The organism is Kutzneria sp. 744 (assembly GCF_000568255.1).
GTDB lineage: Bacteria > Actinomycetota > Actinomycetes > Mycobacteriales > Pseudonocardiaceae > Kutzneria.
The window spans coordinates 8,563,826-8,575,183 of record NZ_KK037166.1 but is presented as its reverse complement, the minus strand read 5'-3'; the positions used below and the strand labels follow the sequence as shown (position 1 = coordinate 8,575,183).

The 11,358-nt window shown below is 68.9% G+C and carries 14 protein-coding genes; 7 read left to right on the top strand and 7 right to left on the bottom strand.

All coding sequences use genetic code 11. From position 1 onward, the window contains the following. Positions 1 to 641 (top strand): AMP-binding enzyme (locus KUTG_RS55565; RefSeq protein ID WP_043724294.1); only part of this gene is annotated, 641 nt, incomplete at its 5' end. Positions 642 to 774: 133 nt separating this feature from the next. Here KUTG_RS55565 and KUTG_RS39580 read toward each other — a convergent pair. Further along, positions 775 to 1,866 carry a glycosyltransferase gene (locus KUTG_RS39580; RefSeq protein WP_369794567.1) on the bottom strand — a complete coding sequence of 364 codons (1,092 nt, stop codon included), beginning with the start codon at positions 1,864 to 1,866 and terminating at the stop codon, positions 775 to 777. Positions 1,867 to 1,975: 109 nt separating this feature from the next. Further along, complete coding sequence (locus KUTG_RS39575) at positions 1,976 to 2,656, bottom strand: helix-turn-helix transcriptional regulator (RefSeq protein WP_043724292.1); 681 nt, start codon at positions 2,654 to 2,656, stop codon at positions 1,976 to 1,978. Positions 2,657 to 2,760: 104 nt separating this feature from the next. Between KUTG_RS39575 and folE the strand changes: the two genes are divergently transcribed. From folE to KUTG_RS39560, 3 genes are all read left to right on the top strand, one after another. Then, positions 2,761 to 3,348: a GTP cyclohydrolase I FolE gene (gene folE / locus KUTG_RS39570; protein ID WP_043724290.1), complete on the top strand. Its 588-nt coding sequence runs from the start codon at positions 2,761 to 2,763 to the stop codon at positions 3,346 to 3,348. A gap of 10 nt (positions 3,349 to 3,358) precedes the next feature. Next, a complete protein-coding gene (locus tag KUTG_RS39565) occupies positions 3,359 to 4,228 on the top strand; it encodes a LysR family transcriptional regulator (protein ID WP_052395930.1) in 870 nt (289 codons plus the stop codon). 67 nt (positions 4,229 to 4,295) lie between these two features. After that, the gene (locus KUTG_RS39560; RefSeq protein WP_043724287.1) at positions 4,296 to 4,748 is read left to right on the top strand and encodes an HNH endonuclease; all 453 of its coding nucleotides are present in this window, start codon (positions 4,296 to 4,298) and stop codon (positions 4,746 to 4,748) included. A 38-nt stretch (positions 4,749 to 4,786) separates the two neighbouring features. Here the strand turns inward: KUTG_RS39560 and KUTG_RS39555 are convergent, their stop codons facing one another. Continuing rightward, complete coding sequence (locus KUTG_RS39555) at positions 4,787 to 5,617, bottom strand: alpha/beta hydrolase (RefSeq protein ID WP_043724285.1); 831 nt, start codon at positions 5,615 to 5,617, stop codon at positions 4,787 to 4,789. A 63-nt stretch (positions 5,618 to 5,680) separates the two neighbouring features. Here KUTG_RS39555 and KUTG_RS39550 point away from each other — a divergent pair, with 63 nt between their 5' ends. Both KUTG_RS39550 and KUTG_RS39545 read left to right on the top strand, forming a co-directional pair. Next, complete coding sequence (locus KUTG_RS39550; protein ID WP_043724283.1) at positions 5,681 to 6,004, top strand: winged helix-turn-helix transcriptional regulator; 324 nt, start codon at positions 5,681 to 5,683, stop codon at positions 6,002 to 6,004. Between the two features lie 395 nt (positions 6,005 to 6,399). Continuing rightward, complete coding sequence (locus tag KUTG_RS39545) at positions 6,400 to 6,777, top strand: hypothetical protein (protein ID WP_043724280.1); 378 nt, start codon at positions 6,400 to 6,402, stop codon at positions 6,775 to 6,777. A gap of 6 nt (positions 6,778 to 6,783) precedes the next feature. Here KUTG_RS39545 and KUTG_RS39540 read toward each other — a convergent pair whose 3' ends face one another. Then, positions 6,784 to 7,317, bottom strand: coding sequence for a GNAT family N-acetyltransferase (locus KUTG_RS39540; RefSeq protein ID WP_043724279.1), 534 nt, complete (start codon positions 7,315 to 7,317; stop codon positions 6,784 to 6,786). Between the two features lie 32 nt (positions 7,318 to 7,349). Then, the gene (locus KUTG_RS39535) at positions 7,350 to 7,928 is read right to left on the bottom strand and encodes a phosphotransferase (protein WP_052395929.1); all 579 of its coding nucleotides are present in this window, start codon (positions 7,926 to 7,928) and stop codon (positions 7,350 to 7,352) included. Positions 7,929 to 8,327: 399 nt separating this feature from the next. On the opposite strand from KUTG_RS39535, the gene KUTG_RS39530 reads away from it, so the two are divergent. Next, positions 8,328 to 9,461, top strand: a complete 1,134-nt coding sequence (locus KUTG_RS39530) for an HNH endonuclease signature motif containing protein (RefSeq protein ID WP_052395928.1) — start codon at positions 8,328 to 8,330, stop codon at positions 9,459 to 9,461. Positions 9,462 to 9,545: 84 nt separating this feature from the next. Here the strand turns inward: KUTG_RS39530 and KUTG_RS59490 are convergent, their stop codons facing one another. Together KUTG_RS59490 and KUTG_RS57105 are read right to left on the bottom strand one after the other, a co-directional pair. Beyond that, positions 9,546 to 10,346 (bottom strand): NAD(P)-dependent oxidoreductase, encoded by an 801-nt coding sequence (locus KUTG_RS59490; protein WP_198047461.1) that lies wholly within the window; start codon positions 10,344 to 10,346, stop codon positions 9,546 to 9,548. Next, complete coding sequence (locus tag KUTG_RS57105) at positions 10,303 to 11,352, bottom strand: GlxA family transcriptional regulator (RefSeq protein ID WP_084580318.1); 1,050 nt, start codon at positions 11,350 to 11,352, stop codon at positions 10,303 to 10,305. The genes KUTG_RS59490 and KUTG_RS57105 overlap by 44 nt, the downstream gene beginning before the upstream one ends. Positions 11,353 to 11,358: the final 6 nt, after the last annotated feature.

Sequence of the window (11,358 nt, the reverse complement as noted above, 5' to 3'; positions counted from 1 at the left end):
CCGAGTTCACGCAGGCGTACGGCATGACCGAGCTGGCGCCGGTGGCGACGCTGCTCAGCCCGGAGGCGCACCACGACGCCAGCCTGCGCCGGTCCGCCGGGCGGGCGGCGCCGCACGTCGAGGTGATGGTCGTGGACGACCAGGACCGCGAGGTCCCCCGCGGCGCCGTCGGCGAGATCGTGGTGCGCGGCGACAACGTGATGCTGGGCTACTGGAATCAGCCCGAGGAAACGAAAAAGGCGCTGCGCGGCGGCTGGATGCACACCGGCGACGGCGGCTACATGGACGACGACGGCTACGTCTACATCGTCGACCGGCTCAAGGACATGATCGTCTCCGGCGGCGAGAACGTGTACTCGGCCGAGGTGGAGAACGCGCTGGCCAAGCACCCGGCCGTGGCCGCGTGCGCGGTGATCGGCGTGCCGGACGAGGAGTGGGGCGAGCGGGTGCACGCCGTTGTCGTGCTGGCCGACGGCCATGAGCCCGCCGACGACGAGCTGCGCGAGCACTGCAAGCAGCACATCGCCGGCTACAAGGCCCCGCGTTCGGTGGAATTCGTCGAGGAGTTGCCGGTGTCAGGGGCCGGCAAGATCCTCAAGCGGGTGTTGCGGTCCCGGCACTGGGGTAGCCGGGACCGCTAATCCAAGAAATTGAACACTGTTTAACCCACAAGGAGATCGGCCGCGATCTCGACGCCGTCACGCACCATCTCGGCCGCCACGGCCTTGGCTGCCACGGCGACCTCAGGCCGCAGCGCGCGGTCCAGGGTCGCGGTCAGCGACTCGACGGTCGGCTTCGTGCCCTCGTGACGGGCGCCGATGCCAGTGCCTCAACCCGTTCCGCCCAGTAGAACTGGTCGTAGCGATGCGGCACGATCACGTGCGGCGTGCCGGAGATCGAGGTCACCGTCGTGGTGCCGGAACCGCCGTGGTGCACGGCCGCGGCCACGCGCGGGAACAGCGCCTGAAAGTTGGCCTCGCCGATGACCAGCATGTCGTCGGCCGCGGCGGCCAGCTCCAGATCGGCCCAGACGCTGGAGATCACCGCCCGCCGGCCGACGGCCCGTGCCGCCGCCACCATCGTGGTCACCACCTCGGCCTGGGCGTCGCCGGTGCTGCCGAAGCCGAAGAACACCGGCGGCTCGCCGGCGTCCAGGAACCGCGCCAGCTCATCCGGCAGCGGCCTCGTGTCCCGCATCAGCCACGCCCCGGTCTGGGTGACCTGGAGTCCGTCCGACCCCGGCCAGGGCCCGAGCACCGGGTCGGCGGCCAGCCACGGCCGTGGCGAGTTCATGTGGCTCAGCACGTCCTCGATCGGTTCAAGCCCGATCCTGGCCCGGTTGGAATTGACGGCCCGCCGCCACTGCTCGTTCCACCGCCGCGATTCCATCCCCCACAGCGTGTGATTGTCGGCGCCGGCCGGGTGCACCCAGCCCGGCAGCGGAATCGGCGGATGCTGCCCGGAAGGGAGTTGATTAGGGCTGAATGTGGCGTAGACGTGGCGAATACCGAGCTTTTCCGCTATTGACGACGCCGCCACCTGGAGCGCCGACCAGCCCAGGACCACGTCGCAGCCCTCGGCCTGCGGCAGCAGCGTCTCGAACTGCGTGGCCACAGTGCCGTCCATCAGCTGCTGGCGGCCCTCCGGGGTGGCCCCGAGCCGCCGGAACTCGGAGTCCGGCTTGGCGCCGGGTCGCACCTCGGGACCAAGCGGCACAAATTCGATACTCAGCCCCTCGACCCATTCCCGGAAATCCGGCGGCGCGCACAACCGTGCCTCATGCCCGATTTCCCGCAGCCTCAGGGCCAGGGCGACCACGGGCTGGACGTCACCGCGCGACCCGATGGTCGACAGCAACACTCGCATGGGAAATACCCCCGTCACTCATCGCTTTACGGGGGCGATTGTGAGCCCGTACGGGGGCCTTGCGGCAAGTCCCCCCATCGGTTATAGAGTGAAGTGGCGGGAAAAGCCGTCAGTCCTCCTCACGCGGACGCAGCTCCACGCAGCAGTCGCCGGCGCCGTCCGGCGCGAGCACCGCCTCCACGGTCCGGGCCTCCAGCCCGTCGATCACGCCCTCCAGGAACGCGCGGTTGATGCCGCACACCAGGTCACGGGCCTTCGACGCCAGCGGATGGAACGGGCAGTCCCGCATCCGCACCGTGCTCGGGGTGTCCCGCAACGGCTCGAAGCCGTGCCGCGTCAGCAGCCGACACGTCATGGTCAGCGCGCGCTCGGTGCCCAGCCGCCCCGGCCGCTCCTCCTCACGCTCCGCAACCCCGAACTCGCGACCACGGTCGGCGGCGATGCCTTCGGCCGAGCCCCGCGGATCGTCGGTCAGCACGGCGTCGACGAGGATGTCGGCGAGCAGGTTGTACTGCCGGGACGGGATGCTGACCTGCACGTCCACGTCCGACGGCTCGTACACCTTCGGGGCACGCCCGACCCGGCCCACGCCCTCGTAGTGGGCCCGCAGCAGACCGGCGTCGACCAGCTTGTCCAGGTGGAACGCGGCCAGCTTGCGGGAGATGCCCACGGCGGCGGCCGCCTCGTCCCTGGTCACGGGATGCCGGGCGGCGCGGATGAAGTCGAACATGCCTCGGCGCAGGTTGTCGTCGAGGGCGGCCACGGCGCTGATCGCCCGATCGGTGCTCACCCTGCCCAGAATATCGCCTACGAGCGTGTCCGCAACCACACTTCTTGACCTGCGACGGCGATAAGACCAACATCTATTGGCGAAACTACGGTCGAGGAGGTCACATGCAGGCGTTACGGGTGGTCCACGAGCCCGCAACCGGTGTCGATCTCGAGGCGGCCGAGCGCGCCGCCGGTGACCTGTTGCGCGCGCTGGGCGTGGACACGGACACCGAGAGCCTGCGGGCGACGCCGGGCCGGATGGCGCGGGCCTACGCCGAGCTGTTCACGCCGCGGCCGTTCGACCTGACCACGTTTCCCAACGACGAAGGCTACGACGAGCTGGTGCTGGCCCGCAGCATCCCCGTGCGGTCGGTGTGCGAGCACCACCTGCTGCCGTTCGTCGGCGTCGCGCACGTCGGCTACCTGCCCGACGCGCGCATCCTCGGACTGTCCAAACTGGCCCGTGTGGTCGAGCACTTCGCCAGCCGGCCGCAGGTCCAGGAGCGACTGACCAAGCAGGTGGCGGACTGGCTGAGCACCCAGCTGGCGCCCAAGGGCGTCGGCGTGGTGATCGAGGCCGAGCACACGTGCATGACGCTGCGAGGTGTGAAGGCCGCCGGGTCCAGCACCGTGACGTCGACGATGCTGGGCGTCCTGCGATCCGACGCGCGGTCGCGCCAGGAGTTCTTCGCGCTGGCCGGGGTCAAATAAGCTGACTCGGGTGACGAACCGCCCCGAACTGGTCGCCCTGCGCTCGTTCCTGAGCGTGTACCGGACGGGCGGGGTCGCGCGGGCGGCCGAGGCGCTGCGGCTGTCGCAGCCCGCCGTGTCGCACCACCTCAAGGCCATCGAGGAGTCGGTCGGGCGGCCGCTGTTCCGGCGGGCCGGGCGCGGCATCACGCCCACCGAGGCCGGGCACAGCCTCGCCGCCGAGGTCGCCGAGCACATCGACGCCCTGGAAGGCGCGCTGGACGGGCTGCGCTCGGCGACCCTGTCCGGGGCCGGGCCGGTTTTTGTCGGCGCCCCCGTCGACCTGCTGGAACGGTTCGTGGTCACCCGGATGGCCCCGCTGCTGGCCGAGGGGCTGACCGTACGGTGCCGGGTCGGGCTGTCGCCCGATCTCGTGCAGGCCGTGCTGGGGGACGAGATCGACGTGGCGCTGCTGACCAAGATCGAGGGCGTCCCGACCCGGCGGATGTACCTCGTGCAGCTGCTGGAGGAGCGGTTCCTGCTGGTCGGGCGGTCCGGCGACGAGCCGTACGAGCCCGGGCAGGAGCGGCGGTTCGTCGGCTACTCCGAGGAGATGCCGATGGCCCGGCGCTATTTCCGGGAGTGCTGGGCCATTCGGCCGCCGGCGCCGGCGCTGGTCGTCAACGATTTTCGGGCCGTCGTCGCCGCCGTGCTGGCCGGGGCCGGGCTGACCATCGCCCCGCACTACCTGGTCGAGGAGCACCTGGCCGCCGGCCGGCTTTCCGTGCTGCACCGGCCTTCCCAGCCCGTCGTCAACACCGTCCACATCGGAACGCGGCGCGGCCGGGAGCACCTGCCGCGGATCCGGGCCGTGTTCGGCGCGTTGTCCTCAGTGGACTGACCCGATATACCGATTGACGCCCCCTTCTCGCGCGCACAAGATTATCGACGAGAGGAGGTGGGAGGTCATGGGCGTATTAGTGCTGAACGCGAGTCTGGAGCCGTTGCACACCGTGTCGGTCCCGCACGCCGTCCGAATGCTGATACGTGAGGTCGCGGAGATCCACGAGGCCGACGCCGGCACCAAGTTCGGCCATTACCCGCTGCCTCGGGTCGTGCGACTCGTGCGGTACGTGGTGATGAAGTGGCGCTACAGCCGGCCGCCGAGCTGGACCCGCCGCGCCGTCCTGAGGCGTGACAACCACCGCTGCGCCTACTGCGGCCGTCCCGCCGACACCATCGACCACATCGTGCCGCTGTCGCGTGGCGGCGCCCGGACCAGCTGGCTCAACACCGTCGCCTGCTGCGGCGGCAGTGCCCGCAGCTGCAACGCCCGCAAGGGAAACCGCCTGCCCGCCGAGGCCAGCATGCAGCTGCTCATCACCCCGCACGTGCCGACCTGGGCCGAGCTCTACGCCTGACAGCACCGGGAACCGCCGGCTTCGGCCGGCGGTTTCCGTCACAATTCGCGGTGCAGGAATTCCGCGGCGGCATCGGCCGCCCGCGAGACATAGGGCTCCACGTCGTACAGGTCGATGTGTTGGTGCGCGTCCAGCCAGAGAATCTCCTTCTTCCCGGTCGTTTCCTCGTACAGCGCCGCGGCCAGATCGGGCGAGCAGTAATCGTCCTTGCGGCCGTGCACGACCAGCAGCGGGGTTTCGGCCAGCAGCGGCGCCGCGCCGAGGGCGTCGAGTGTCATCATGGCGTGCAGGGAGCCGTAGGTGACGCGGTTCTCCCAGTGCTCGGCCTTGGCCCGATCGGTGCCGTAGTAGGCGTACGGCTCGTCCCCGGCCATCGCCGCCGGGCCGTTGTTCGGGGCCACCGCCGGCAATTCTTCGTCGTAGCGGTCGATGAACGACCGAATCGCCTGGCGATAGCCCGGATCGGCGCTGAAACGGGCCGGGCTGTTGTACGCGCCGGCAATGCCCACCACCGCCCGAAGACGGGGATCCGTCGCCGCCGCCTTCACCGCGTAGCCGCCGCCCAGGCACACGCCCACCACGCCGATCCTTGCCGTGTGCTCGGCCAGCACCGCCACCGCCGCCCGCAGATCCGCCAGCTTGCCCTGGCTGTCCTCGTGCGCCCGCCGGCCGCCGCTCTCGCCGAAACCGCGGTGGTCGAAGGCCAGGGTCGTGACGCCTCGCTCGTGCAGGAGACGGGCATAGGTGCCCGCCACCTGTTCCTTCACTCCCGTGAACGGGCCCGTCAGCACTACGGCCGGCGCATCCGTTGCCAGGGAAAGGTTTCCGACCAGTTCGACACCGTCGGCCCGGAACGTCACTCGTGTCATGACGCCGACCCTAGATCGACGATTTCCCCGCGACCAGAAGGCACTTCGCGGTAACCTTTCCCCGTGTTGGTGCCGGATGTGCTGTTGGAGAGCTGCGCCACGCGGCAGGCGTTGGAACGACTCGCCTCCAAGTGGCGGGTGCTGCTGATCTACGCCCTGCTCGCCGGCCCCCAGCGCCACGCCGAGCTCCGCCGCCGCATCCCCGGCATCAGCGCCAAGGTGCTCACCGAGACCCTGCGGGACATGGAATCCGACGGCCTCGTCGACCGCCGCGTGCTCAAGTCCACGCCGCCCCAGCACGTCGAGTACGCCCTCACCGAACTCGGCAAGACCCTCGAACAGCCCCTCGCCGCCATCTGTGAATGGGCCGTCGGGAGCGCCTCTTGACCCTGGACACCCTCGGGCTGTCGTTCGAACGGCTGCTGCCGGGCAACGGCCTGGAAGCCATCTAGGAACAGCGCAGCGTGTACCTCAACGCCGAGGCCGGGACCTGCGACGACGATTCATGGGAGACCCGCGCCCGACCGTCATGCGGCGAGTCCTCCCCGACGGCTTTCACGTCACCCTGGTCGGCGGCGGGCTACCAGGTGTTCCTCGAATTTCCCTTGGCAGGGGCGAGAACCGGCCGAGCTTGCCGCCGCAGCAGTGGGACGCCGGGTACTATCCCAACCGTTGGGAGCTCCGGGAATTCCCACCCCCTTATGCCGCTCCTACATGGCGCAGACGGGATTCCTGAGCAATTCCGCTGCGCTCGGGCCCTTGCCCGTGTCACGATTCCTGTCGTGTCCACCGACCTTCGCTTCGTCGCCGAGCAGTGCGTGACCCTCGTCGCCAAGGAGTTCTCCGAGCAGCTCGACTTCACCGTCGACAGCCTCGAGCGGCTCGACTCCGTGTGCGAGCGGCTGCTGGCCGAGGGACCTCTGGGCGGGGAGCGGCTCGACCTGTGGTGGAAGCTGGTTGGCGCCTATACGGGCGAGGTGCTCGTGCGGGTTTACGGCGGCGTTTGGACATCGGATGCGACGCCGGCGGTGATGGTCAACGGGCACACGGCCTTGCCGTTCACCATCGCCAACCGCGTGCTGTCCGGAGAGCCGTTCAAGAGCTTGGCGTCGTTCGCCCGGGTCTTTCCGGCTTTGATTGCACGCTCCGGACAGGCCTGAGCACCGTCAGTCCTCGACCAGTTCGCCTTCGAGCACGCTCATGATGATCAGGTCGTACCACCGGCCGTCGCGGCGGAAACGCTCGCGCTCACGGCCTTCCTCGACGAAGCCGAGCTTCTTGTAGACGTGCCGGGCCGCCTCGTTCTCGGGTACCACCCAGAGCGTGATGCCGTGCAGGCGCATCTGGTCGAAGCCGTAACGACACAGCACCCGGATCGCGTCGGTGCCGTAGCCGCCGTTGCGATAGGCCGCCTCTCCGACGTAGACGTCGAGCTCCGCCCGGCCGTTCTCCGGTTCGGCGTCAGTGAGGGCGACGACGCCGATCGGGGTTCGGTCGGCCAGCGTCTCGATGCAGAGGATCAGCTTGTCGTACGTGTTCCGCGGCCGTTCCTCACCCAGGCGCTTGGTCAACTGGGCCAGGGAGTCGGGATACTCGTTGATCATCCACTGGAGCACCGCCGGATCCTCGTTCCAGCGGTACAGCGCCCCCGCGTCGGACGGTTCGAGCGCCCGCAGCCGCACAAGCTTTCCGGTCAGCATGACCCGGAACGTAGCAGCGGTCGGCAAGCGAATTAGGCACCGTAGGCGGCGAGGAACCGGGTGGCGTGGGCCTCGTCGAACTGCGGGTTGAACGGCCCACGGATGCTGTTCAGGCAGTCCTCGATGTCGACGGACGGGTCGAGAAGACCGGCGCGGCCGACATCGATCAGGTGCACAGTGTCGTCGTCGGCGATCAGGACGTTGGGGAGGCAGTAGTCGCCGTGGCCGATGACCGGGTCGATGGCCGGGCCGATGACCGGGCCGGTGCCGAAGGGGCAGTCGGAGGGGTCCACGGAGTGGAGGTGGCGGAGGGTCTCGCCCATGATCGTCATGACGCGGTCGCGGTTGCGGTGGTCTGGTGGCCAGGGGTCGGAGGCGGGGCGGCCGGGGGCTGCGGCGGTGTGCAGCCAGCCGCGGCCGGCGTCGAGGACGGCGGGGACCGGGATGCCGCGGGAACGCAGCCACAGGAGGCGGTCGCGCTCAGCGTCGATCAGGTCGGCGGCGCGAATGTCCTCGGGGGGAGCGGTTTTGAGGTAGCCGGAACCGTCCAGGAAACGGACGACTCGGGTGCCGGAGTGACCGGTGGTGACTACTTCGAAGGGGCGCTCCATGAGAGGGACTTTAGCCTTAGGAAGCGAACTGCCATACGCCGTTAATTCTTGAGTTGCGGTGGTGCGTCGGGTGCGTCTGGTGCGTCGGGTGTCCGCACCGCGCGGTTGCCGGTCTCTGTCTACAAAGCACAATCACTCTCTCCGGCATGCGGTGCTGGAGTGAGGGGACGCGAGGCAGGTGGGGAGGGTGGGGTGCGTTGCGCGACAAGGGCTGGGTGGGTGCGCGCGTTTACAGAAGGCTTGGGACGGGTCGGAGGGTGGGGGTTCGATCATGGCGAGGGAAGCGTTGCAAAGGAGGCCGGAAAGCGCTTTTCAGCGAAGGGTGCTGAAGGCCGACACGATCGTGTATTGGTTGGCGTGTAACGGAAGTCGATCACATAAGGGGAGTATTATTCGGGCATGTCAGCGAATCCTGAATTCCCTGCCGACACCGAAGGGTGGCAGCACGGCGAACTGGAGCTGTGGCAAGCCGGCGAAGAAGCCGAGACTCTGTACCGGGCAACCTACATCCAGCAGCTGGAGCGCGTCTGGGAGGTGTGGGACCGATCAGTGAAGTCGAAGGAGGACCGGACCTCGATCGTGTCGACAATGGTGATCCGCTGGCGGCTCACGATCAGGGAAGCGCGTGAGCGGCTTCGGTACGCGGAGTTGTTCCGCAGCGAGGCGGGTCGCGCTGGGGCGTTGGACCGGCAGCGTCTGAAGATCATCCACGAGACGTTGCGGATAGCGCCGGCGGTTGAGCGGGACCGGGTTGAGGCGTCGTTGTTGGAGAACGTCCAGTTCGACGAGGGCGAGTTCAAGGACATCGCGCAGCGGATCCTGTTTCACCTCGACCAGGACGGCAAGGCGCCGGATGACCGGGAGTTGCGGGAGCCGAAGCGGGAGTTCCGTTTCGAGCGCAAGCTGGACGGCAGCATGGTGTTCTGGGGAAGGCTCGACCAGGAGTACGGGGCGAAGATCGCGGCGTTGCTCAGTGCGCTGGCCAAGCCGACCTCGGGCAAGGACCCGCGCACGACGGCGGAGCGGCAGGGGGATGCGTTTGCGGAGATCATCGAGCTGGCCTCCCGCAGTGAAGGCCTGCCCGAGCAGGGCGGGGAGCGCCCTCACCTGACGCTGTCGATGTCGTTCAAGGACTTCATGGACAACACGGGTGTGGCAAAGGTCGAAGGCGGGGGCGTGATGAGCGCGGCCGAGGCCCGCCGGATCGCGTGTGACAGCACGGTCATGCGGCTGGTGCTTGGGGCCAACGAAGAGATCCTGAACGTGGGACGGCAGCAGCGCACAGCCCCGAAGGGGATCCGCAAGGCACTGATCGAGCGGGACGGCAGCTGCGCGTTCCCCGGGTGTCACACGGAACCGGCGCGGTGTCACGCCCACCACGTAGTCGAATGGGCGAACGGAGGACCTACCAGCCTGGACAACATGGTACTGCTCTGCGGATCCCACCACCGATTGATCCACCACAGCCGCTGGACGGTGAAGATGGTGAACCACAGGCCGGTGTTCTCCGACGGGCTAGAGGACGCGGGGTAAAGAAGCCGGGCATGGCTATGGCCGTGCCGGCAAGGGGATCGGGTCATCGGCGCACGTGGTCGAAGGCCGAACGAACGCGCGGCGCTAACGGCCGTCGGACAGGGGGAAGCCGGCCTGGGACTCCAACCAGGCGGGGCCCATCAGCTCGCCGTCGACGGGACCGAAATGGGCCAAGGCGGAGCGGTGCAGGTCGGCGACGAGGGAGGTGACGGGGTGAGGAGTGCCGGCACTGGAGGCGGCGCGCTCGACGGACTCCATCTCCTCCAGGCAGCGGGCGAGGCCGAAGTCGCGGAGGTAGTCGCCCGAGAGCAGAGAAGGCAGGTGACGGGAAGCGAAAGCGCTGTCGCCGGCACTGCCGAGCAGCAAAGAGCGCATGAGGTCCGGGGAAAGGCCGAGGCGCTGGGCCAGAAGCAGAGACTCGGTGGCGAGGAGGGCATGGCCGAACCACTGGAGGTTGATCAAGAGCTTGGCCAAGTAGCCGGAGCCGTGATCGCCGACATGGTGGATGGTGGAGGCGAAAGAGCGCAGCAAAGGGGTGGCGGAGGCCAACAAAGAGGCGGGGCCGCCGACGTAGAGGGTGATGGCGCCCTCGCGCATGGCGGACACGCCGCCGCCCATGGGGGCGTCGAGATGAGGGACGTCATGACGGCGCTGACCGGCGTCGAAAGAGCCGCTCGTGAGGTCTATCCACAAGCGACAGTCCACGGGGGAATAGGCGGCCAGCTCGGCGTTGCCGGGCAACAAGGTGAGCAGGACGTCGCACGAGCGGAGGTCGGGGACCCAACGGGCGCCGGCGGCCTCGACGACGGAACGGCGGTCGAGGAGGTCGGTGGCGACCACGTCATGACCGGCCGCGACCAGCCGGGCGATCAACGGGGTGCCCATGCGACCGACCCCGACCACTGCGACCGTCTCCGCCATCGACAACTCCCCTGGGCCTGAACGTGTTCCGATAATCCTGAGGGCTCACACCGACAATGCGGCGGAACGAAGGGCGAAGAGAGACGCCGGCGGTGAAGCCGACCCGGCGGGCGATGGCGTCGACGGGCAGGTCGGTCTGCTCCAACATGCGCTGCGCCTGCAAGATCCGCTGGTGTAGCAGCCACTGAAGGGGAGAAATGCCGACCACGGCGCGGAACTGGCGGTCGAAGGTGCGACGGGACAGGAGAGCCTGGGCGGCGAGGGTGTCGACCTCAAGGGGCTCGTCGAGATGCTCCAAGGCGAAGGTCATGGCCCGCGCGAGCTGGTCGCCGTCGGGCATGACGAGGATGGGATGGTCGATGTACTGGGCCTGCCCGCCGCTGCGCTGCGGAGCGACGATCATCCGCCGCGCGATGGCGGTCGCGGCCTCGGCGCCCCACAGCCGGCGCACGACATGCAGACACGCGTCGATGCCGGCGGCGGTGCCGGCGCTGGTGATCACATCGCCGTCATCCTCATACAGGACACCGGGATCCACGGTGACCCGAGGATACGAGGCGGCCAACACGGGGGCATGGAACCAATGGGTGGCGGCCCGCCGGCCGTCCAACAGACCGGCGGCGGCGAGCACGAAGGCCCCCATGCACTGCCCGACGACCAGAGCGCCGTCCTCATGCGCGGCACGAAGGGCCCGAAGGGCGGGCTCAGGCGGCCGCTCGGCGGAGTTCCGCCACGACGGCGCGACGACGATCCCGGCCCCGTCCAACGCCTCCAACCCGTACGGCGGCACGACCTGGATGCCGCCGGTGGTGGTCAGCGGCCCGGACTCCGCGGCGACCGGCCGGACGGTGAAGGCCGGCGCGCCGCTGGAGGTCCGGTCCACGCCGAACACGCTGATCGGCACCGACGTCTCGAACATCGGGGCCCGGTCGAACATCAGCACCGCGACGGTGGCCTTGTCCCGCCTCATTCGGCC

Bases quoted from the DNA above. Each gene is read 5' to 3' on its own strand.
- KUTG_RS39580 (WP_369794567.1), bottom strand. From the start codon at position 1,866: ATGCGAGTGTTGCTGTCGACCATCGGGTCGCGCGGTGACGTCCAGCCC.
- folE (WP_043724290.1), top strand. From the start codon at position 2,761: ATGCAGGCGTTACGGGTGGTCCACGAGCCCGCAACCGGTGTCGATCTC.
- KUTG_RS39560 (WP_043724287.1), top strand. From the start codon at position 4,296: ATGGGCGTATTAGTGCTGAACGCGAGTCTGGAGCCGTTGCACACCGTG.
- KUTG_RS39555 (WP_043724285.1), bottom strand. From the start codon at position 5,617: ATGACACGAGTGACGTTCCGGGCCGACGGTGTCGAACTGGTCGGAAAC.
- KUTG_RS39540 (WP_043724279.1), bottom strand. From the start codon at position 7,317: ATGCTGACCGGAAAGCTTGTGCGGCTGCGGGCGCTCGAACCGTCCGAC.
- KUTG_RS39535 (WP_052395929.1), bottom strand. From the start codon at position 7,928: ATGGAGCGCCCCTTCGAAGTAGTCACCACCGGTCACTCCGGCACCCGA.
- KUTG_RS39530 (WP_052395928.1), top strand. From the start codon at position 8,328: ATGTCAGCGAATCCTGAATTCCCTGCCGACACCGAAGGGTGGCAGCAC.
- KUTG_RS59490 (WP_198047461.1), bottom strand. From the start codon at position 10,346: ATGGGCACCCCGTTGATCGCCCGGCTGGTCGCGGCCGGTCATGACGTG.
- KUTG_RS57105 (WP_084580318.1), bottom strand. From the start codon at position 11,352: ATGAGGCGGGACAAGGCCACCGTCGCGGTGCTGATGTTCGACCGGGCC.